We start from the raw sequence: 20,956 nt of genomic DNA, 5'->3' as shown, positions 1-20,956 counted from the left end.
TTCGTGATGCTTTCCGCCCTCGGTCGTGACCCTTACCCCGCTGGCGGGCCACCGAACCAGCATGCCTGAACTCTCGCTCCCCGACGAAACGCGCGTCGGCGAGCCCTTGCCGATCCAGCTCTCCGGCGGTCCCACCATGGACGAGGTGTCGGTCCGACTGACCGTCACCGACGACGCCGGCCGGGAGTTGAACGCACAGACCATCTACCGGACGACCACCGACGGCGACCTCGACACCACGAAAGCGAACGTCGTCCGCGGCCCAGATATCGGAGACGCGATGCCCCTCTCGCAGCTCCGACCCGAAGAGGAGTACCAGTTCCCCTATGCCATCTTCGACGAGTCCGAACAGGTCTCCATCGCGGTCTCGGCGAAGGTCGACGACGAGCTGCTTCGGGGAGACACGACCCGGACACTCGTGGATTCCAGTGTGACGGTCGAGCCCCTGGAAGACGGCGACGCCGAACTCTTCCTTCCGCCGGGTGACGGACCCCATCCGGGTGCGGTCTTCCTGTCCGACGGCGACGACATCGACCACGCTCGCCAGGTCGAAGCCCTCGCGACGGCCGGTGTCGCGGTGCTGGTACCTGACCACGACGACGACGAATCGGTCGATTTCTCTTTGGCATCTGCCACGGAGGCGGTCGACCAGTTGGCCGCCCGCGATGACGTGCAGACCCCGGTCTCGCTGTTCGGGGCTGGCCGCGGGACCGAGGCCGCCGCGCTCGTCGGTGCCAGCCACGACGCCGTCGACACGGTCGTCGGCTACGCACCCTCGGCGTACGCCTTCCCCGGCATCGCAGGTGCAGCGGAGTTCGTGTCGCCCATCTCGCTTCCCGACGAGGACGCCGAATCCGGGGACGCCGACAGTCCAGCTCCCAGCCGCTTCCAGCGCGCCGTCGGCGACGCCAGCTTCGACGCCATGGACGCCGCGGCCCTCCCCTGGGCCGACGTCGAGACCGTGACCGTCGTCTCCGGCGGCCACGACACCGTCTGGCCCGCGACCGCGTTCTGCGAGCGCATCACGATGTGGCGCGACCAGGCGGGTCGCGAGACGACCCACGTCGACCACCCCGACGGCGGTCACGGTATCGTCGAACCGTACCACGACTACCGCGAGCGCGTGGCTGGCTTCGGCGGGTCCGCACTGGGCGATGCCGAGGCCGCGATCGACGCCTGGCCCGTCGTACTCGACACGCTTCGAGCCGACCGATAACCGCCTGTCGTCCCCCAACCAGCCGCCAGGTTGGGGACAAATCCTATGCCCTTCGGGAAGCTACCAACTACCATGTACGTCCGGGACGCGAAAAACAGGGACGAGGTCTGGTTGCTCGACCGCATCGAGGAGATGGGTCTGGACGACACAGCGTTCCGGTCCCGCGACTACGTCATCGCTGTGGACGAAGAGTCCGGGTCGAAGGCTGGCTTCGGCCGCATCCGGCTCCACACGACCGACGAGGGTGACCGGAAACAGAGCGGCCGCCGAGAGGTCGAATCCGCCGAGGATATCTGTGAACTGACCAGTATCGGCGTCCTCGACGGCTGGAAAGAGCAGGGTGTCGGTGCCCACGTCATCGAGCGACTCATCGAGTACGCTCGCGACCAGGGCTTCGAGACGGTGTACTCGCTGACCGACGAAGGTGGGTACCTCGCCCAGTTCGGCTTCACCGCCATCGCAGAGGACGAGCTTCCGCCGGTTCTCCAGGAACGGCTGTCGGAGAAACGTGAGGAGACCGCGCCGAACGCCCGCCCGATGACGCTTGGAATCGACGAGTTCTCTATGCCCGACCGGCTCCGCGAGCGGTTCAAGCAGGCGTCGAAGGCCGAAGTGGTCCCCGACGAGGTCTCACCGGAGGACTTCGGTATCGACAGCGAGACGGCGACCTACAAGTACGACACTGGAAGTTAGAACGGGAACGGAACCGCGAATCAGGCGTCTTCGACCGAATTTTTCGGCTCGTCATCCTCCGCGTAGTCGTAGTTCTTGTTGTCGCTGACGAACCCGTACTTGAAGGCGATCCAGCCGAGGAAGCTGATGGCGAGGATGGGCGGGAGTATCATGAACCCCCAGAGCGGGTCGAGGCCCCAGCCGAGGAGCAAGACGACGTCCGCGAGCCCGAGGAGCAAGAACGGGAGGATGAACAGGAACGCCTGCTTGCGTGAGACCTTGTCGTCGTCGGGAATCGGTGCGCCAGCCTGTCCCGAGTCGGCCTCCCCGTCGTCGTCCGGTAGTGGCGCATCCATGGCCGGTTCTGGGGTTCGGACCGCCAAAAAGTACCCGATACCGGTTTGGGTTTCGACGGCGAAACTACAGTATGGGAGCCCAGACCGAAGCGACCGACACGAAGCAGATGTGGCTGGTCGAACGAACGTACTCGGACGACGAGCAGAACATCGTCATCCTGGTCTACGCCAGCGAAGACGGTCGGTTCTACCATCGCCGCGAGCGCGCCCTGACGAGTTTCACCGGCGAGCATCGGGTGACACACGCCGCCCTCGACGTCCCGGCGAGCAAGTACGGGCCGGTCACGGACCCCGACGAGCGCGAGCAGTACGCGACCGAAGCGAAGCGGATGGCGGCCACGCACGACCCCGACGACCAGGTCTGACCGGGGTCGGTGAACGCGCAGGGATATCACGGACGTTCGTGAACAGTTAAGGCCGGGGTGGCCCTCGGTTTTCCTATGTTCGACGAGGACGACCTCGACGCGATTCGCTCCGGGAAATCGGAGTGGGAGACCGACTCGGTCGACCCGGTTGTCGACCGCTTCGGCGAGCGCAAAGAGGAGTTCACGACAGACACGGGGGGCCAGACGGTCGACAGACTCTACACGCCCGACGACGTGGCAGAGCTGGACTACGACGAGGACCTCGGGTTCCCCGGTCAGGACCCGTACACCCGGGGGGTCTACTCCACGGGATACCGCGGTCGCCTGTGGACGATGCGCCAGTACGCCGGGTTCGGGACCCCTGACGAGACCAACGAGCGGTTTCACTACCTGCTCGACCAGGGCCAGACCGGGCTCTCGATGGCGTTCGACCTCCCCACCCAGATGGGCTACTCCTCCGACGACGCGATGTCCGCGGGCGAGGTCGGCAAATCCGGCGTCGCCATCGACACGCTGGAGGACATGGAGACGGTGTTCGACGGCATCCCGCTCGACGAGGTCTCGACCTCGATGACCATCAACGCTCCTGCCTCGGTCCTCCTCGCGATGTATATCGCCGTCGGCGACAAACAGGGCGTCGACCGCGAGGAGCTTCGCGGGACCATCCAGAACGACGTGCTCAAGGAGTACATCGCCCGGAACACGTACATCTACCCGCCCGAGCCGTCGATGCGCATCATCACGGACATCTTCGAGTTCTGCGCCGACGAGACGCCGAAGTTCAACACCATCTCCATCTCCGGCTACCACGTCCGCGAAGCCGGCTCGACGGCCGCCCAGGAACTCGCGTTCACCCTCGGCGACGGCATCGAGTACGTCGAGGCCGCGCTCGACGCCGGGCTGGACGTCGACGAGTTCGCCCCCCAGCTCTCCTTCTTCTTCAACGCGCACAACAACGTCCTCGAAGAGGTCGCGAAGTTCCGCGCCGCCCGGCGCATGTGGGCCACGATAATGGAAGAGCGCTTCGACGCCGAGAACCCGAAATCGAAGCAGCTCAAGTTCCACACCCAGACTGCCGGCTCCACCCTGACCGCCCAGCAGATAGAGAACAACGTCGTCCGCGTCGCCTACCAGGCCCTCGCTGCAGTCCTCGGCGGAACCCAGAGCCTGCACACCAACGGGAAGGACGAGGCCCTCGCCCTACCCACCGAGAAGTCCGTCAGGACCGCCCTGCGCACCCAGCAGATTCTCGCCCACGAGTCCGGTGCGGCCGACACCATCGACCCCCTCGCCGGCAGCTACTACGTCGAGGCGCTCACCGACCAGCTGGAGGCGGAGGCGTTCGACATCATCGAGACGGTCGACGAGAAGGGCGGGATGCTCCAGGCCGTCGAGAACCAGTGGGTCCAGCGCCAGATCCAGGACACCGCGTTCGACCGCCAGCAGGAGATCGAGTCGGGCGAGCGCATCATCGTCGGCGTCAACGAGTTCGAGGTCGACGAGGAGCCCGAGATGGATATCCAGGAGGTCACCGAGGAGGACGAACAGCGCCAGATTCGCCGCCTCGAAGACGTCCGCGAAGCCCGCGACGACGAGGAACTCGACGCGAAACTGGAGGCACTCCGGCAAGCCTGCGAAGGTGACGAGAACGTCATGCCGTACATCGTCGATGCCGTGAAGGCGTACGGGACGGTCGGGGAGGTCTGTAACGTGATGCGGGACGTGTTCGGGGAGTACCGCCCCGGCGGCACGGTCTGAGAGAGTCTCTTCTCCGTTTTCAGAGTGCGTCCAGCAGCGCATCAACGTCGTCACGCGTGTTGAACACGTGCAGCGACGCCCGGACGACGTTCGCGGTCGGGATGGACCGAATCTTGATGCCCTGTTCGGCTACCTGCTCGACCGTCGCCTCGGGGTCCGGGTCCGAGAACGACACCAGCCCAGAGTGGTACTCGCGGGGTGACACCAGCCGGTCCTCGCCGAGTTCCGATTTGAAGTAGCCCGTGAGGTCGGCGATGTGGTCCTCGATGGTGTCCATGCCGATATCCTCCATCATCTCGATAGCTTCCTGCAGGCCAGCGTAGGGGGCCGGCGCGACCGTCCCGAACTCGAAGCGCTTCGCGCCCGGCGCGTACTCGTAGGGGTCGGCGTAGGGGTCCTCCAGGTTCCGGTAGCCCAGCTGGGCGGGTTCGAGCGTCTCCGCGAAGTCGGCCTCGACGAACAGGTAGCCCGCGCCCCACGGCCCGAGCAGCCACTTGTGCGCCGACCCGGCGACCGCGTCGGCACCCCACTCGTGCACGTCGAAGGCGTGCTGGCCGGTCGACTGGACCGCGTCGACGAGGACCCGCGCGCCTGCGTCGTGGGCGATGTCGACGAGGTCGCTGACCGGCGCGAGCACGCCGGACGTCCAGCAGATGGAGGAGAACGTCGCGAGCGTGGCACCCTCGACGGCCTCCTTCCACTCCTCGGGGTCGATGTGGCCGTCGTCGGTCTCGACCACCCGTACCTCGACGCCGTACGTGTCGCGCAGGCGTCGCCAGGGGAGGATGCCCGCGGCGTGTTCGGCGTCGGTCCGGACGATCACGTCGTCCGAATTCCAGTCCATCGCGAGCGGGAGCCGGCTGATGCCGTCTGTAGTGCTCCCGGTGAGTGCGACCTCGTCAGACCGAGCACCGATGTGGCTGGCGACGGTCTCGCGCACGTCGTCGAACAGGTCGAACGCAGGCATGTACATCCCCTCGCCGGCGGGGGATTCGAACTCGTGGAACTCGTACCACGATTCGACGGTTTCGGTGACGCGGCGGGGACTCGGGCCGCTCGCGCCGGTGTTCAGGTAGACTGTTCGGTCGAGGACGGGCATGTCGTCGCGGAGGTCGGAGGGGTGCATGTGGTGAGGTGTGTGGCGTGGGTAGGTGTGTGTTTCTGCTCGTGGTACTCGGAAAACAGGAGGGGCTGCGGGGTCCGCTCCCGCGCGGTCAGCGTCTCACTGGCCGCGCCGGAGGGTCCGCATGCCGACCAGCGCGTAGGCCGGGCAGGACTGCGTGTAGCCCGTGACCAGCATGACGAGGCCGACGACGGCCAGGAGCAACGGAACAACCACCGTGGCGACGGTGCCGCTGCCGAGGCTGACGACGCCAGCAGCGACGACGGCGGCCGCGACGAGGAGTACTGCACCGAGTGCGAGGCGGACGAGCCGATCTGTGGAGCCGACGTTTCGTTCCATGATTGTAATATTGCACGCTATTCCCATAAATGCACAAGTCTGTTCTCGCCCTCCGAGAACGTGGGCAAGGTGGTGACCGAAAACAGACAGCCGACTGCTGCACCGTCTCCACTGCGCCAGACCGGATTCTGTACCTTCATGTCCCTCCGACGTGTCGGTCCTCGTATGCACTTCGACCACGCCGGCATCGCAACCGACGACGCGGCCTCGATGGCCGAGCTGTACGCGGACCTGTTCGGGTTCGCCGTCGCCCACGAGGAGGAGTTCGACGGGATGCAGGTCCTCTTTCTCGACACCGGTAACGGCTACTTCGAACTGCTCGAACCGCTCGACGACGAGGGGACCATCGCCCGCTACCTGGGGAACCGCGGCGCGGGCATCCACCACCTCGCGGTCGCGACCGACGACATCGAGGCGGCGCTCGACACGGCCCGCAACCACGATGTCCGGCTCATCGACGAGGAGCCCCGGACCGGCGTGTGGGGCCACGACGTGGCCTTCATGCACCCGAAGGACACCGGCGGCGTGTTACTGGAGTTCGTCCAGCACTGAGCCGTCGTTACTCTGCCGTCCAGTACTCGGGCCAGAACTCGACGTTCGGGTGGATTTCGGCGGGGAGGTCGGCGAACCACGCGGCCCCGTTGAGTTCGCCGGGCTGGACGTCGATGCTGCCGCCGGTGTACCGACCGCCGAAGATAACGTAGGCGAGGTGGACCTCGTCCTCGCCCTCGGGGTCCGCGACGACCAGTCGGTCAACCGTCACCGGGCCGTGGACCTCGCACTCGACCCCGGTCTCCTCGCGGACCTCGCGGACCGCGGCCTCCTCGAACGTCTCACCGCTCCCGGGCTCGGCAGGGTCGAACCCCTCGAGGCCCCCGCCGGCCGGTCCCCAGTGGTTCGACCCGCGACCCATCCCGAGCAACACGCGCTCCTGGTCCCCGAAGGCGTCGTCGGGCATCGACTCGGTGAGTTCGTGGGCCTGTTCGGGCTTCCGGACGACCCAGGCGTACGCGCCACCGATGTAGCCCTCGCTGGCGTACCCGCAGAGGTCGTCGAACTCCTCCATCGGGCCCTCACGCTTTCGCTCGACGTGCACCTCCTCGTACGTCTCCTGGAGTCGCTCGATGCGGCGGGTCACCTCGTCGGCGTTGTAGCGGGCGGGCGGCATGGACTTCGTGAGCAGTCTGTCAGTCGAAAAGAAACTACCGGTTTCCGCGGTCAGACCGGCCACTCGTCGGCCCGCCGCTGGGCGAAGTAGTGCAGGTTCGGCGGGAGGTCGGCGAACCAGGCCGCGCCGTTGAGCTGTTCGGGTTCGATGGCCACGCTCCCGTCGCGGTACGCCGCGTCGAAGACGACGTAGGCGAGGTGGACCTCGTCGTGGCTCCGTGGGTCCTCGACGACGGCCCAGTGGACGAACACGCACTCGGTCGGCTCGCACTCGATGCCGGTCTCCTCGCGCACGGTCCGCCGGGCGGTCTCCTCGAACGTCTCGCCACTGCCGGGCTCCCCGGGGTCGTAGCCTTCCAGGCCACCGCCCGGCGGACACCAGCTGTCGCGTTCACAGCCCATCCCGAGGAGGACGCGCTTTCGTTCCTCCCGGGCGTCCTCGCCCTCGTCGGGGTTCTGGCTGTCCGACCCGCCCTGTCCGCCGTCGGCGCGAACCGTCCAGCAGTATGCCCCGCCGATGTAGCCCTCGGCGGCGTGCTCCCGAATGTCCTCGAACCGGTTCTGTGGCTCCTCGCGCTCGGTGATGACGGTCACGTCGTCGTACTCGTCGGTGAGTCGACCGACACGTCTGGCGACCTCGTTCACGTTGTAGCGGGCGGGCGGCATTGCCTCGTCTGGCACTCGGTGAACAGCCAAGATGAAACTGTTGGCCTCTGTCGGGTCGACCAGGGGGACCCTGTGCTCGTGACTGGCGTAGCGTCGGTGGTTCGGAAGCGAACCGACTGCGCAGTGCCGGCACCCGCGCATCGAAATGGAGATGTGTCGGCGAGTCGTGTCGAGCAGCATGACTGACGACCGAGCCGTAAAGGAGATCGGTGAACTGGCGCTGCGCGTCGAGGACCTCGACGAGATGACGGAATTCTACCGCGACGTGGTCGGCCTCGAGGTGCTCGAACGGTTCGAGACGAGCACCTTCTTCCGCCTGCGCGAGGGCTACGGTGGCCACACGCAGATCGTCGCGCTCTTCGACCGCGCAGGTGGGGACGGGTACGTCGCGCCGGAGCCAGCCAGAACCACCGTCGACCACTTCGCGTTCACCATCGACCTCGCGGACTTCGAGGCCGAACGCGACCGGCTCGAATCGCTCGGTGTCGAGCTCGACTTCGCCACCCACGAGTGGGTGTCGTGGCGGTCGCTCTACTTCTCTGACCCCGAAGAAAATCGTGTCGAGTTCGTCTGTTACGACGACTCGGTCGGCGAGTGACCCATCATCACGGCCCGGTTCACTCTCCTGTTCTCACTCCAGTTCGGTGTCGACCATCCGGGTCTTCCGGCCGTTGACCTCGTGGTCGACGACCACGCGCTTCGGGTAGGCGTTGCGGAACCGCATCCGCGACTGGTACGGGACGTGCCCGATACACTGGATACAGGCCGCATCCGTCGACTTCGTGGCACCGATGGTGACCGTCAGCACGTCGTCCTCGAGTTCGGTCCCGGTGACCCTGGCCGTATAGCACGGGTTCGGCGTCAACACGAGCCCGTCGACCACGACCTCCTCGTTCTCGCGGATGACGTCCGCACCTTCGAGGGTGCCACACCGACCACTCTCGGTCGTGAGCGCCGTCTCGACGAGTTCCGCCCCGGGACATCCCTTGCGCGTCGTCGCCGTGGTCGACTTGACCGTCCCTTCGGGTTCGACGCGGATGGTCGTGGTCGCGGTGTTGCAGTCGTACTCGGTGATCCTGGTCTCACCGCCGAACCGTCCCTCGACGTCGACGGCGACGTCGTACTCCGTGGGCTGGTTCAGGGTTATTTCGAGCCAGCCGTTCGCCGGGTACTCGCGAATCTGCCAGAGTCGCATGCGCTCGGCGTCCCTGATGCGGACCCCGATGGTCCGGGCCTCGGGACTGTCGTTCCAGAGTCTGATGGTCCGGGCCACCTGGTTGTCCGGGAAGTCCACCCCGTCGCGCGTGCCGAGCGTCACGCGCGCGAACGGTTCACTCTCCGGGAAGGTGTCATCCCGTGGCCCGAGATTTGCCTTTCGTCCGTACCTGGACCGGTAGTAGCGCCTCCTGGCGTCGAACCGGTTGTTGCCGCGCCCCGTGGCTCCCCCAACGGAGCCAACAGCTGCGAGTGATGCGGTTCCACCGATTGCGGTGAGCAGTTGTCGGCGTCGCATAGTACCCTAATAGAATCCCTCATAAAAGACCATTAGGGTACCTGAAACGCCGAATTCAGCATTCTTTGAGTGGTAAGACTCCCGATTTCTCGTTTAGAGAGTGTGAGAATCTGACCGGTGCTACCGGGCGGTAACCAGTCGTTACCCGAAGCTCTCGACGTTGGCTTCGTCGGGGTCGAGTCCGGCGTCTGCCAGCGCGTCCTGGACCAGCCTGCAGAAGTCCTGGAAGCCGAAGACGTACAGGTCGCCACGGTCACTCGCGGCCACCACCGCGTCGCCGACCTCGCCGTCCGCGTCGTCCCCGAACACCTGCACAAGTGCTCCCGAATCTTCGAGTTCGACCAGACGGTCCTCGTGTGCCGGCTCGTCGTCCTGGTACACGACGGTCGCCTCGTGTCCGCGCTCGACCGCCCGCTCGGCGATGGCGACCGCGGGGCCGATGCCGGGCCCACCAGCGATGACGACCACGTCGCCCTCGTCGTCGTAGCTCACGTTCCCGAACGGGCCTTCGATTCGGACCTCCGCGCCTTCGTCGAGGTCGGCGAGCCACGGCGTGAGGTCGCCGTCGGGGTCGACGCCCACGGTTATCTCGAACGTCTCCCCCACCGTCGGCGACGACAGGGTGTAGTACCGACTCAGCTCCTCGCCGTCGATCTCGGCCCGGAGCAACACGAACTGCCCCGGCAGCGCGTCGAACCCGTCGGGTGTCTCGAGGTCCAGTGCCACAGTGTCAGGACCGACCGTACGAACGCCCCGCACGTCGACTACCGTCTCGTCCATAATTCTAGTTATTACGGTCCCGAGTAAATTCCTTCCGTTCCGGCGCGTTTCCCCATGTTTCAGAACCCTTTTACTCCCACGAGGGGTACCCCCGCACCAACATGGCCGAGGACTTAAACTGGGCAATCGGCGGGGAGGCCGGAGACGGTATCGACTCCACCGGGAAGATTTTCGCTCAGGCACTGTCACGTGCTGGACGTCACGTATTCACCTCGAAGGACTTCGCGTCGCGGATTCGCGGCGGCTACACAGCCTACAAGATCCGCACAGCAGTCGACCCCGTACAGAGCGTGGTCGACCGACTGGACCTGCTCGTCGCGCTCACGCAGCGCACCATCGACGAGAACCTCGACGAGCTCCACGAGGACAGCGTCATCATCTACGACGGCGAGCGCTCGTGGGACGCCGAGTACCCCGACGAGATCACCGGCGTCGACGTACCGCTGAAGTCCATCGCGGAGGACGCAGGGGGTGCCATCATGCGCAACGTCGTCGCACTCGGTGCCGCGTGTGAGATCACCAACTTCCCCATCGAGAACCTCGACGAAGCGCTCAAGAAGCGCTTCGGCTCGAAGGGCGAGAAGCTCGTCGAGAACAACAAGCAGGCGGCCCGCATGGGCGCGGAGTACGTTCGCGAGAACTACGACCTCGACACCGACTACGACCTCGACACCACGGACGAGGACTACGTCCTGCTCAACGGTGACGAGGCCATCGGGATGGGCGCAATCGCCGCCGGCTGTCGCTTCTACTCCGGCTACCCCATCACCCCCGCGACGGACGTGATGGAGTACCTCACCGGCCGCATCGAGCAGTACGGCGGCCACGTCGTGCAGGCGGAAGACGAACTCTCCGCCATCAACATGGCACTGGGCGCGGCGCGCGCGGGTGCCCGGTCGATGACGGCAACCTCCGGTCCCGGTATCGACCTCATGGCCGAGACGTTCGGCCTCGTCGCCACCAGCGAGACCCCGCTGGTCATCGTCGACGTCATGCGCTCCGGTCCCTCGACCGGGATGCCGACCAAGCAGGAGCAGGCCGACATCAACATGGCCCTGTTCGGCGGCCACGGCGAGATTCCGCGTTTCGTCGTCGCCCCGACCACCATCGCCGAGTGTTTCTGGAAGACCGTCGAGGCGTTCAACTACGCCGAGAAGTACCAGACCCCCGTCTACGTGCTCGCCGACCTCTCGCTCGCCGTCACCGAGCAGACGTTCACGCCGGACACGTTCGACATGGACGCCGTCGAGGTCGACCGCGGCAAGGTCGTCGACGACGACACCATCGGGGAGTGGCTCGACGACGAGGGCCGCTTCACGCCCCACGCCAACACCGAGGACGGCATCTCGCCGCGCGCCTTCCCCGGCACGGACCAGGGCGCGCACATGAGTACCGGCCTCGAACACGACGAACTCGGTCGCCGGACCGAGAGTACGGAGGTGCGCGTCGAACAGGTCGACAAGCGCAACCGCAAGGTCGAGACCGCGAAAGAACAGGAGAACTTCGACTACCGCGAGTTCGGCGATTCGGACGCCGACAACCTCGTCATCTCGTGGGGGTCGAACGAGGGTGCCCTCAACGAGGCACTCGACTACCTCACGGAAGACGGCGTCGACGTCCGCGTCCTCTCGGTCCCGTACATCTTCCCGCGCCCCGACCTCACCGAAGAGGTCGAGGCCGCCGACGAGGTCATCGTCGTCGAGTGTAACGCGACCGGCCAGTTCGCGGACCTCATCGAACACGACGTGCTCCAGCGCGTCACCCGCATCAACAAGTACAACGGCGTCCGGTTCAAGGCGGACGAACTCGCTGCAGACATCAAGGACGCGATCTCCCAGGAGGCAGACCAATGAGCTCAGACGTTAGATTCACCGACTTCAAGTCCGACAAGCAGCCCACCTGGTGTCCCGGGTGTGGTGACTTCGGTACGATGAACGGCATGATGAAGGCACTGGCGAACACGGGCAACGACCCCGACAACACGTTCGTCGTCGCCGGTATCGGCTGTTCCGGTAAGATAGGCACCTACATGCACAGCTACGCGCTCCACGGCGTCCACGGCCGCGCGCTCCCCGTCGGCACGGGCGTCAAGCTCGCCAACCCCGACCTCGAAGTGATGGTCGCGGGTGGCGACGGTGACGGCTACTCCATCGGTGCCGGCCACTTCGTCCACGCCGTCCGCCGCAACCCCGACATGACCTACGTCGTCATGGACAACCGCATCTACGGGCTGACCAAGGGCCAGGCCTCCCCGACCTCGCGCTCGGACTTCGAGACGAGCACGACCCCGGAAGGCCCGCAGCAGCCCCCGGTCAACCCGCTCGCGCTCGCCCTCGCCTCGGGCGCGACGTTCATCGCCCAGTCGTTCAGCTCCGACGCCCTGCGCCACGCCGAGATCATCCAGCAGGCCATCGAGCACGACGGCTTCGGCTTCGTCAACACGTTCAGCCCGTGTGTCACGTTCAACGACGTCGACACCTACGACTACTTCCGCGACTCCCTGGTCGACCTCAAGGAAGAGGGCCACGACCCGACCGACCGCGAGGCCGCGAAGAAGAAGATCCTCGAAGGCGACAAGGAGTACATGGGCGTCCTCTACCAGGACGAGGACTCCGTCCCGTACCACGAGGTCCACGGCGTCACCGAGAACATGTCTGAGATTCCGGACGGCGCGCCCGAGAACGCGATGGACCTGGTCCGCGAGTTCTACTAGTACCTTTTTCTTCGTCGGGTTCGCTCACTTCGTCTTCGTTCGTACTCCGTGAACGACAGCACTCGGGTTCTGCGAACCGCTCGTGCTGTCGACGGTTGTATTGCTTGTTGAATCGTTGGAGGGCGCTATCTTCGAGACGGGACTCACAGTTGTTCGGTTCTGAGTCCGACCACGTTCTTGCCAGCGGTGAGCGTGAGTTGGTCGCCCGTACTGCTGACCTGCCGCAGTGTGAGTGGTTCGTCCGTATCGCTCGCCTCCCGCAAGTCGCTCACAGCCTGCGGGACCCCCTGGTAATAGGCCGTTCCGTCATCGAGGTGGAACCCGTGAAGAGACGTCGTCTCGTCTTCACTGTCCTCACTGACGACCCAGCAGACGTCTTTCGCTATCGCGACCGACGACGTGACGGTCTCGCCGATGTCCTGCGTCCAGACCGAGTCACCGGACTCGATGTCGACCGCCATCACGCGCTGGTCCGCACCGAGGTACAGGGTTCCCTCGTCGAACGACGGTGGTGCGACCGCTGCCGCTCTTCCCGTCTCCGTGCCGAGCTGTGACGACCACAGTCGCTCCCCACTGGACGGGTCCAGCCGCAGCAGCTGGTTGTCCGATGAGTGGACCGCGAACACACCGCCCTTCTGGTCACTGAATGGTCCGTGTCGTGGCGACGCGATGGTGGCGTCAGTCTCCCACAACTCCGTACCGGACGATGGGTCGTATCCAGTTACCCGGCCGTTTCGGAACGCAGCAGTCACTGCATCGTCCGTCGTTACCGCTCCATTGAACCCGGTGAGGTCGCTCGATACCGTCCACTGCTCGGCGAGCGTCTCCGAGTGCAATCCGTACAGTGTGTCCTCACCTGGACCACTGTTCGTGCCGATGACGAACGTGCTGTCGGCGAGCGCACCGGCTCCCTGCGTGTCACCGATTTCCGCCGACGCCAGCTGTTCACCTGTCTCCAAATCGAGCAGATACACCGTCTTCAGATTACTCGCGCTGACATACAGTGTGTCAGCATCCGATTCGAGATACAGCGCCCCCGGGAAGCCGCCGAGTTCTGTCGTCCACGTGCGCTCGCCCGTGGCGCTGTCCACTGCCGTGACCGCACCCTTATCGTCAGGGCGCGCGCTGCTGATGTACATCGTGTCGCCGTGTTTTCGGCTGTCGATGGCAGACTGAAACGAGGTCTGCCAGCGGGCTGTGATGGCGAGACGATTCTCGACCGCGTCGGTAGTCGTCGTCTCACCGGCTGTCGACGTCTCCGTTGGAACGGCTGTGTCAGTGGGTCCCTCGGTCGACGAGCGCGTGCTTGACGACTGGTCGGGTGACTGTAATCGAAGACACCCTCCAAAAACGACGGAGCCCAGCGCAGCAAGCGCTCCTCTCCTGTTCATACGGTCTGTTCAGAACAACAATAATATAAATGCGGTGATAGGGGAGGGCGTCGGCTACTCCTCGTCGGTGTCGTGGCGGACGTTCTGTATCATCGTGTAGATGTCGGCCTCCTCGTTGGGCAGTTTCGTCGGGTGGCCGCCGATGGCGACGACGTAGTCCTCGCCGTGTTTGACCTTCGTGACGTAGAGGCTGATCTCGACCGTCTGCCCCTCCAGGGTGGTCTCGCCGGTGAAGATGGTCACCTCGGTCTGCTGGCCGAGCATGGTCACCTGCTCGGTGCCGGTCTGGCGGACGTTCGAGATGTCGCCGTACCCCGTCTGGTACTGGCCGAGCACCTGGTCGATGAGGTCGCTGTTGCTCATGTTCCCGACCGGGTTCTGCGGCTGGCCGATGACGTCGACCTCGTGGGTGGAGACGACCGCGAACAGCCCGACCTGCTGGTCGATGAAGTCGTCCTGCTTCTCGTACTGGGCGATCCAGTTGTCGACGATGATGGTCCGGTCACCGATGCCGACCTCGGTGCCGTTTATCTCGATGGTCTGATTCTCGACGCTGCTCTCTGTGTAGCCGGTTCCGCTGTCACCGAGTGCCCCGTCGGCGACCGTCGCCTTGTTCGCCGAGTACTCCAGCGGCTCCTCGCCCATGACGAAGCCGAGACATCCGCTCGTAACCAGCACTGCGGCGATAGCCACGACGGCCATCCCGCGCCTCGTATCCATGTCCGGAACGTCCCCGCGGTCGGCTAAGAAGGTTCCGGCTATTGGGGTGACGCGGGTGCGTCAACGGCTGGCACAGCAGGTCGAACCCAAAAGACCTTTTTCGAGGGTCGTAATTACATCTCATTACAGATGTCCGAGTTCCCCGACTACCTCGACGTCGATTACACGGACGGCGAAGGCGAGTCCCCCGCAGACTACCCGTCCATCGAGCACAAACTCGAGAAAGCGCTCGACGTGACCAAGAAAGGTCTCGAACAGTACGAGAACCCGGCCGTGATGTGGACCGGCGGCAAGGACTCCACGCTCACGCTCTACTTCGTCAAGGAGGTCGCCGAGCAGTACGACCTCGACCTCCCGACCACGGTCTTCATCGACCACTACCAGCACTTCGACGAGCTCATGGACTTCGTGAAGCACTGGGCCGACGAGTGGGACCTCGAGGTGAAGTGGGCTCGCAACACCGACGTCGGGCAGTACGTCGAGGAGAACGACCTCGAACCGGGCGACGACATCCCGGTCGACGCGCTCTCCGAGCACAACCAGCACCACATCCGCAACATCCTCGAGTACGAGGAGGAGACGTTCCCGTTCCTGCTCGACACCTACGTCGGCAACCACCTGCTGAAGACCGTCGCACTGAACGACACGCTCGAATCCGAGGGCATCGACGGCATCATCTCCGGCATCCGCTGGGACGAGCAGGAAGCTCGTGCCGACGAGACGTTCTTCAGCCCGCGCCACGACCCCGACATCTACCCGCCCCACGACCGCATCCAGCCCATCCTCCAGTTCACCGAGGCAGACGTCTGGGAGGCGTTCTGGCACTTCGTGGTGCCCGAGACCGTCGAGGACTACCCGGACGAGGGCTACGTCCCGCAGGACTACGACGACCTGCCGAACGGCCTCACCCACGAGGACATCCCGGTGTCGCCGAAGTACTTCGAGGGCTTCCGCTCGCTCGGCTCCGAGGTCTCCACGGAGAAGGCCGAACAGGAGCCCGCCTGGCTGCAGGACCTCGAGAACACGACCGAGCGCGCCGGCCGCGCCCAGGACAAGGAGGACCTGATGGAGCGCCTGCGCGACCTCGGCTACATGTAAGCTCGGCCGCCGAGTCACACACCCGATAGCGATACTTTCCCACACCGCTTCTCTAGGGGTATGGAATCCACCCCTGCTGTCGATTACACCCTCGGTACTGGCGAGACCGCCGAGGACTACCCGACGGTCGAATCGCGCCTCGATCGGGCACGCGGGGTGGTCACAACAGCGCTCACGACCTACGACAACCCCGTCGTCTGCTGGACCGGCGGGAAGGACTCCACGCTGTTACTGTGGCTGGTCCGCCAGGTCGCGGCCGAACGGGACCTCCCGGTTCCGCCGGTCGTCTTCATCGACCACTACCAGCACTTCCGAGAGACCGCCGCGTTCGTCGAACGCTGGGCGACTCGCTGGAAGCTGGACCTGCACGTGGCGCGCAACCGGGACTTCCGGACGTTCGAACCCGGTGAATCGGTCCCGGTCGGGGCGCTCCCCGAGCGTGCCCGCCGAGAGCTCCGGACCGTCCTCGACTACGACCGCGACGAGTTCACCGTCAGTGCCGACACGACCGAGGGGGCGCACATGCTGACGACGCGGGCACTCGTCGACGAACTCGAGAACCACGGGTTCGACGCGGTGCTCACCGGCGTTCGCTGGGACGAACAGTACGCCCGGGCCGACGAGACGTTCTTCTCGCCACGTCGAGACGCACCCGTCCCGCACGACCGGGTTCAGCCGCTGCTGGCGCTCGGCGAGCGCGACGTGTGGGCGGTGACCTGGGAGACGGTGGTCCCGGAGGCCGTGGTCGGGTACCCGATGGGCCACATCCCCCGGAACGCCGCGGACCTGCCGCCGGACCTCTCGGTCTCGGACCTGCCGGTCGCTCCACAGTACTTCCACGGCTACCGGAGTCTGGGCACGGCGTCGGGCTCGGGGCGGGAATCCGACCGACCAGCCTGGGTGCTCGCGGGCAACGGTATGCCAGAGCGCGCGGCCCGCGCAGACGAACCGGAAGCGTACATGCGGCGGCTGCGCGAGTTGGGGTACATGTAGGTCCCTCGCTCGTGCGGCGACGATGCACGCTCCGGATACGGGTAAGAGGGTTCGCGACCTCCCTACCAGCATGGGAGAGAAACACACGCGCCGAGCGATGCTCGCCGCGGCCGGCGGTGGGCTCGTCGGCCTCGCGGGCTGTCTCGGTGCCGGCGGTGGCAACACCGCCTCGGTCGGTGGCGGTGGTGGCGGCGGGACCGGCACGACGGCCGCCGACACTGGAAGCGACCCCACGGCGGGCGGCGGCAGCCCCGGGACCGCCGTTCCGCTGGCCGACGAGCGGTTCACCGTCGAGTACGACTACGCGACGCTGAACGACTGGGTCCGGTCGGGTGGCCCGCCAAAGGACGGTATCCCCTCCATCGACGAGCCCACGTTCGAGGCCGCATCGACGGTCGGCTCTCGGGTTCGGACGGGTGACCCCGTCTTCGGCGTCGAACTGAACGGCGAGACGAAGGCGTATCCCCAGTCCATCCTGGTCTGGCACGAGATCGTCAACGACACCTTCGGCGACGAGAACGTCACCGTCTCGTACTGTCCGCTGACCGGGACGGCCATCGGCTACCTGCGTGGCGACACGGAGTTCGGTGTCTCCGGCAACCTGCTCAACTCCAACCTGGTGATGTACGACCGCGAGACCGACAGCCGGTGGCCACAGGTGATGGGCACGGCCATCTCGGGCGGCTACAGGGACCACAGCCTCCAGCACGTCCGCGTCACCTGGACCACCTGGGACAAGTGGAAAGCGGTCCACCCCGACACGACACTCCTCACCGAGGACACCGGCTACATCCGGGACTACGGTCGCGACCCCTACGGGACGTACAACCCGAAAGCGGGCTACTACAAGACCGATGGGATGCTGTTCGAACCCGAGAAACAGGACGGCCGCCACGCGCCGAAGATGGTCGTCATCGGCGCGCGGACCGGAAGCGGTGCCTTCGCCGTCTCGAAGATACACCTCAGCCAGGAACGCGTCGTGACCGGCATGGCCGGCGACGTGCCGGTCGTCGCGGTGTACGAACCCGACCTCGACACGGGCTACGTCTATCGGGCCGACAGCGAGGTGGTAGCCGACGGCGAGCAGTACGCGGTCGACGGCGAGACCCACACCGGCGACGCCCTCCCACTCGAGTCGATACCCGCGTTCGACGCGATGTGGTTCGCCTGGTTCGCGTTCTACCCCTCGACCGAGATCTATGTCTGAGACGAACCAGCGGTCCTGGTCGGTTCCCGACAGGGTGTCCCGGACCGGTCACGCGGTCCGACTCGCACTCGGTCGTCGGGACTCGCTGGCTGTTACCCTCGCCGTGACGGCCCTGTACCTCGGCATCTACCTGGTTGCCATCGGCGACCTCGCCATCCGGAGCGGCTTCGGGGTCGGCTACATCGTCGTCAGCGACCCGGTCGCGCGGATGTTCGAGCCGACGACGAGCCGGTTCGCCTGGGAGGCTATCGCGCTGGTGAACCTCGAAGTCGTCCGGCTGCTGGTCTCACCCCTGAACATCGCGCTCGGGCTGGTTCTCGCCGGCCTCGTGGGCATCAACCTCGGCGTCACGTACCTGACGTGGCGGCACCCGAAAGCGTGTGGCATCGACCGCGGTGGCGCTGGCTCCAGTACCAGCGTCCTCGCGGCGGTCCCGGCGCTGCTCTCTGGGACCGCGTGCTGTGGCCCGGTCGTCCTCATCGCGCTCGGGGTCTCCGCTTCGGGCGCGCTCCTGACCGTGTTCGAATGGCTCCTCCCCGTCGGCGTCCTGCTGTTGCTTGCCAGTCTGGTCTACTCGGGCGGGAAGATGGACCCCGTCGGCGCGGCCCACGGCTGAGCCTCGGCCGTCGGGAACCGCCAGTATTCTGTCGGTGACTTAGTCGTCCATCGCCGACTCGGGTTCTGCCCGGTCCTCTCCGACGCCGCCGGTCGTGCCATCCGTCTCGAACTCGAACCGTGCCCCGCCCGCGTCGCTCTCGGTGAGGGTGACGGACCAGCCGTGTGCCTCCGCGATGCGACTGACGATGCTCAGCCCGAACCCGGTTCCACTCTCGGTCGAGGTGTGACCGAACTCGAACACGGCGTCGCGCTTCTCGGGTGGAATGCCGGGGCCGTCGTCCTCGACGAAGAATCCCCCCGTAGTCTCCCCGATCGTGACGGAGACGCCGGGTGGGTCGTCTGGGTCTGCTCGAATGTTCCTCGAGCCGTGCTCGACGGCGTTGCCGGTCTCCGACCGGCTGTTCGTGGAACCGTGTTCCACGCTATTCCGAAACAGGTTCTCGAACAGTTCCCGGAGACGCTGTCGGTCCGCGGTAACCGTGTCGGACACGTCCACCAGCAAGCGGCCTGTCGCGTCCGGGACCGCCTCCCAGGCCTCTCGAGCGACGCTCTCGAGGTCGACTGGATGCTTGTCGTCGATGGTCCGCCCCTCACGCGCCAGGGTCAGCAGGTCCTGTATCATCCGGTCCATCCGCTTGAGTGCCTCGTTCACCTCCTCGAAGGCCGCATCCTCCCCGGTCTGGCGACCGAGTTCGAGATAGCCCGTGGCCACGCCAAGGGGGTTGCGCAGGTCGTGACTCACGACGCTGGTGAAGCGTTCGAGGCGCTCGTTCTGCGCTTCGAGCTGGCGCTTTCGGTCCTCGCGAACCGTGATATCGCGGGAGTTGACGACGATGCCCCCGATGACGGGGTCCTCGACGAGGTTGCGCGCCTTCGACTCGACGAGACACCACGAGCCGTCGGCCCGACGGAGCCGATGCTCGAACGTCACCGACCCGCCCGGGTCCGAGAGGACCGTCTCGATGTCGGCCCAGACCCGGTCCCTGTCTTCGGGATGCGTGAATTGCTCGACCGAGTTGCGACGGATGGCGTTCGGGTCGTACCCGAGTACGCCCCGTACCGAGGGGCTGACGTACTCGATGCAGCCGTCGCTATCGAAGACAGTCACGAGGTCCGAGGACTCCTCGACGAGCCGACTGTGTCGCTTCTCGGCGCGTCGCCTGGCCGTGATATCTCGGAAGACGAGCAACTGGTCGGTTCCATCGGAGTTCTCGGAGACGTACGTCCGCCGCATATCGAAGTGGCGGCGCTCCCCGGCGACGGTGACGACCACGTCCTCGGGGTATCGCTCGGCCGTGTTCCCGTTCCCGCCTTCTGGCACGACTGCCGAGAACTGCTCGCCGACCAGATCGTTCATGGACCGCTGCAGTATCCCCGCCATGGCGGCGTTCGCGTCGACGATCCGCCCGTCGTCGTCGAGCGCGACGAACCCGTCCTGCATCTCCGCGACCAGCGTGTGCCTGGCGACCGGGAGGACCCGCAACAGCTCGAACGAGAACAGGCTCACCGCGAACGACACCCCGGTCACCAACAACAGGAACGGGGAGAGGTCGAGGTGTTCGACGGGACTGACACCGAACCACCAGAGGAGGTTCCCGAACACCGGAACCATGACGCCCCCGAGCATGGTCAACGCCTGCAACCGGTAGAGGCGCTGGTCCCGGGACGCGACCATGACGAGTACTCCCAGCGTTATCGCTATCTGGGCGTACTGCAGGAAGTACCACGCCGAGAACAGCGGCGTGTAGGTGAAGTCCATCACGAGCACCGGCGACTCCCGGACCACCGTGGTGTCGGCCCAGATCATCGACGGTGCGAGCCAGACGACCGTCAACATTGCGAGTGGTGGGACGACGAACAGGCCGACCCGCGGCCACCGGGTCCATCCCTCGTACCCCGCATAGGCCAGGACGAACACCAGTCCGAGCGCGACAGCCGTCTGTGCGCCGAACCTGCTGACGCGGTACCAGAACAGGAACGCTTCGGGGTCGGTCTGGCCGTACCGGACGGCGTTTCCGAGACACCAGACCGCGATGCTCGTCAGTAAGAGGACGAACCATCGTGACCCGACCGCCTCGGACCGACGAAGCCCGACAACCGCCAGTGCCAGACTGATTCCTCCCGCGATCACCAGGGCGACAACGTAGGTGTTCGGCACGTTATCAAAGACTGGACCCTGATATACAAAGCTCGATTGGCCGAGATTCGCACAGAACGGTGCTCGGCAGTGGTGGTTGCTATCTGGGCAGACCGGCGTACGG

The 20,956-nt window shown here is 65.7% G+C and carries 22 protein-coding genes; 12 read left to right on the top strand and 10 right to left on the bottom strand.

What is annotated here, in order from left to right; genetic code table 11:
* Positions 1–61 precede the first annotated feature (61 nt).
* Positions 62–1,216, top strand: coding sequence for an alpha/beta hydrolase family protein (locus ACSC1S_RS04360; protein WP_435363312.1), 1,155 nt, complete (start codon positions 62–64; stop codon positions 1,214–1,216).
* Between the two features lie 72 nt (positions 1,217–1,288).
* Positions 1,289–1,909 carry a GNAT family N-acetyltransferase gene (locus ACSC1S_RS04355; RefSeq protein ID WP_435363311.1) on the top strand — a complete coding sequence of 207 codons (621 nt, stop codon included), beginning with the start codon at positions 1,289–1,291 and terminating at the stop codon, positions 1,907–1,909.
* Between the two features lie 20 nt (positions 1,910–1,929).
* Here ACSC1S_RS04355 and ACSC1S_RS04350 read toward each other — a convergent pair whose 3' ends face one another.
* The gene (locus ACSC1S_RS04350; protein ID WP_435363310.1) at positions 1,930–2,244 is read right to left on the bottom strand and encodes a DUF8142 family protein; all 315 of its coding nucleotides are present in this window, start codon (positions 2,242–2,244) and stop codon (positions 1,930–1,932) included.
* Positions 2,245–2,315: 71 nt separating this feature from the next.
* Here ACSC1S_RS04350 and ACSC1S_RS04345 point away from each other — a divergent pair, with 71 nt between their 5' ends.
* Complete coding sequence (locus tag ACSC1S_RS04345) at positions 2,316–2,609, top strand: DUF7967 family protein (protein ID WP_435317684.1); 294 nt, start codon at positions 2,316–2,318, stop codon at positions 2,607–2,609.
* Between the two features lie 75 nt (positions 2,610–2,684).
* The gene (locus ACSC1S_RS04340) at positions 2,685–4,367 is read left to right on the top strand and encodes an acyl-CoA mutase large subunit family protein (protein ID WP_435363309.1); all 1,683 of its coding nucleotides are present in this window, start codon (positions 2,685–2,687) and stop codon (positions 4,365–4,367) included.
* A gap of 19 nt (positions 4,368–4,386) precedes the next feature.
* On the opposite strand, the gene ACSC1S_RS04335 is transcribed toward ACSC1S_RS04340, so the two are convergent.
* Both ACSC1S_RS04335 and ACSC1S_RS04330 read right to left on the bottom strand, forming a co-directional pair.
* Positions 4,387–5,493 (bottom strand): aminotransferase class V-fold PLP-dependent enzyme, encoded by a 1,107-nt coding sequence (locus ACSC1S_RS04335; protein WP_435363308.1) that lies wholly within the window; start codon positions 5,491–5,493, stop codon positions 4,387–4,389.
* A 96-nt stretch (positions 5,494–5,589) separates the two neighbouring features.
* Complete coding sequence (locus ACSC1S_RS04330) at positions 5,590–5,829, bottom strand: YgaP-like transmembrane domain (RefSeq protein WP_435363307.1); 240 nt, start codon at positions 5,827–5,829, stop codon at positions 5,590–5,592.
* A gap of 165 nt (positions 5,830–5,994) precedes the next feature.
* On the opposite strand from ACSC1S_RS04330, the gene mce reads away from it, so the two are divergent.
* Positions 5,995–6,381, top strand: a complete 387-nt coding sequence (gene mce / locus ACSC1S_RS04325) for a methylmalonyl-CoA epimerase (RefSeq protein ID WP_435363306.1) — start codon at positions 5,995–5,997, stop codon at positions 6,379–6,381.
* Between the two features lie 7 nt (positions 6,382–6,388).
* On the opposite strand, the gene ACSC1S_RS04320 is transcribed toward mce, so the two are convergent.
* On the bottom strand, positions 6,389–6,997 hold the full coding sequence (locus ACSC1S_RS04320; RefSeq protein ID WP_435363305.1) for an NUDIX domain-containing protein: 609 nt from the start codon (positions 6,995–6,997) through the stop codon (positions 6,389–6,391).
* 50 nt (positions 6,998–7,047) lie between these two features.
* Positions 7,048–7,677, bottom strand: coding sequence for an NUDIX domain-containing protein (locus ACSC1S_RS04315; protein WP_435363304.1), 630 nt, complete (start codon positions 7,675–7,677; stop codon positions 7,048–7,050).
* A gap of 163 nt (positions 7,678–7,840) precedes the next feature.
* Between ACSC1S_RS04315 and ACSC1S_RS04310 the strand changes: the two genes are divergently transcribed.
* Positions 7,841–8,260 (top strand): VOC family protein, encoded by a 420-nt coding sequence (locus ACSC1S_RS04310; RefSeq protein WP_435363303.1) that lies wholly within the window; start codon positions 7,841–7,843, stop codon positions 8,258–8,260.
* A gap of 33 nt (positions 8,261–8,293) precedes the next feature.
* On the opposite strand, the gene ACSC1S_RS04305 is transcribed toward ACSC1S_RS04310, so the two are convergent.
* The gene (locus tag ACSC1S_RS04305) at positions 8,294–9,175 is read right to left on the bottom strand and encodes a hypothetical protein (RefSeq protein WP_435363302.1); all 882 of its coding nucleotides are present in this window, start codon (positions 9,173–9,175) and stop codon (positions 8,294–8,296) included.
* A 141-nt stretch (positions 9,176–9,316) separates the two neighbouring features.
* A complete protein-coding gene (locus ACSC1S_RS04300) occupies positions 9,317–9,955 on the bottom strand; it encodes an FAD-dependent oxidoreductase (protein ID WP_435363301.1) in 639 nt (212 codons plus the stop codon).
* A gap of 101 nt (positions 9,956–10,056) precedes the next feature.
* Here ACSC1S_RS04300 and ACSC1S_RS04295 point away from each other — a divergent pair, with 101 nt between their 5' ends.
* Both ACSC1S_RS04295 and ACSC1S_RS04290 read left to right on the top strand, forming a co-directional pair.
* The gene (locus tag ACSC1S_RS04295; protein ID WP_435363300.1) at positions 10,057–11,808 is read left to right on the top strand and encodes a 2-oxoacid:acceptor oxidoreductase subunit alpha; all 1,752 of its coding nucleotides are present in this window, start codon (positions 10,057–10,059) and stop codon (positions 11,806–11,808) included.
* Entirely contained in the window at positions 11,805–12,668 is an 864-nt protein-coding gene (locus tag ACSC1S_RS04290; RefSeq protein ID WP_435317672.1) for a 2-oxoacid:ferredoxin oxidoreductase subunit beta, read from the top strand. Before ACSC1S_RS04295 ends, ACSC1S_RS04290 begins: the two co-directional genes overlap by 4 nt.
* A gap of 143 nt (positions 12,669–12,811) precedes the next feature.
* Here ACSC1S_RS04290 and ACSC1S_RS04285 read toward each other — a convergent pair whose 3' ends face one another.
* Both ACSC1S_RS04285 and ACSC1S_RS04280 read right to left on the bottom strand, forming a co-directional pair.
* Positions 12,812–13,807, bottom strand: a complete 996-nt coding sequence (locus tag ACSC1S_RS04285) for an outer membrane protein assembly factor BamB family protein (protein ID WP_435363299.1) — start codon at positions 13,805–13,807, stop codon at positions 12,812–12,814.
* A gap of 306 nt (positions 13,808–14,113) precedes the next feature.
* Positions 14,114–14,779 (bottom strand): DUF6517 family protein, encoded by a 666-nt coding sequence (locus ACSC1S_RS04280; RefSeq protein WP_435363298.1) that lies wholly within the window; start codon positions 14,777–14,779, stop codon positions 14,114–14,116.
* A 129-nt stretch (positions 14,780–14,908) separates the two neighbouring features.
* On the opposite strand from ACSC1S_RS04280, the gene ACSC1S_RS04275 reads away from it, so the two are divergent.
* The 4 genes from ACSC1S_RS04275 to ACSC1S_RS04260 all read left to right on the top strand — a co-directional run bounded on the left by ACSC1S_RS04275 (position 14,909) and on the right by ACSC1S_RS04260 (position 18,693).
* A complete protein-coding gene (locus tag ACSC1S_RS04275; protein ID WP_435363297.1) occupies positions 14,909–15,877 on the top strand; it encodes a phosphoadenosine phosphosulfate reductase family protein in 969 nt (322 codons plus the stop codon).
* A gap of 60 nt (positions 15,878–15,937) precedes the next feature.
* Positions 15,938–16,870 (top strand): phosphoadenosine phosphosulfate reductase family protein, encoded by a 933-nt coding sequence (locus tag ACSC1S_RS04270; protein WP_435363296.1) that lies wholly within the window; start codon positions 15,938–15,940, stop codon positions 16,868–16,870.
* A gap of 70 nt (positions 16,871–16,940) precedes the next feature.
* On the top strand, positions 16,941–18,077 hold the full coding sequence (locus ACSC1S_RS04265) for a DUF3179 domain-containing protein (protein WP_435363295.1): 1,137 nt from the start codon (positions 16,941–16,943) through the stop codon (positions 18,075–18,077).
* Positions 18,070–18,693, top strand: a complete 624-nt coding sequence (locus ACSC1S_RS04260; RefSeq protein ID WP_435363294.1) for a hypothetical protein — start codon at positions 18,070–18,072, stop codon at positions 18,691–18,693. The genes ACSC1S_RS04265 and ACSC1S_RS04260 overlap by 8 nt, the downstream gene beginning before the upstream one ends.
* 39 nt (positions 18,694–18,732) lie before the next feature.
* Here the strand turns inward: ACSC1S_RS04260 and ACSC1S_RS04255 are convergent, their stop codons facing one another.
* Positions 18,733–20,853, bottom strand: a complete 2,121-nt coding sequence (locus ACSC1S_RS04255; RefSeq protein WP_435363293.1) for a histidine kinase N-terminal 7TM domain-containing protein — start codon at positions 20,851–20,853, stop codon at positions 18,733–18,735.
* Positions 20,854–20,956 lie beyond the last annotated feature (103 nt).

It is taken from the genome of Haloarchaeobius pelagicus, from assembly GCF_051207375.1.
GTDB lineage: Archaea > Halobacteriota > Halobacteria > Halobacteriales > Natrialbaceae > Haloarchaeobius.
Note: the sequence above shows the minus strand (reverse complement) of the source record. Positions and strands in the feature narration are given on the sequence as shown.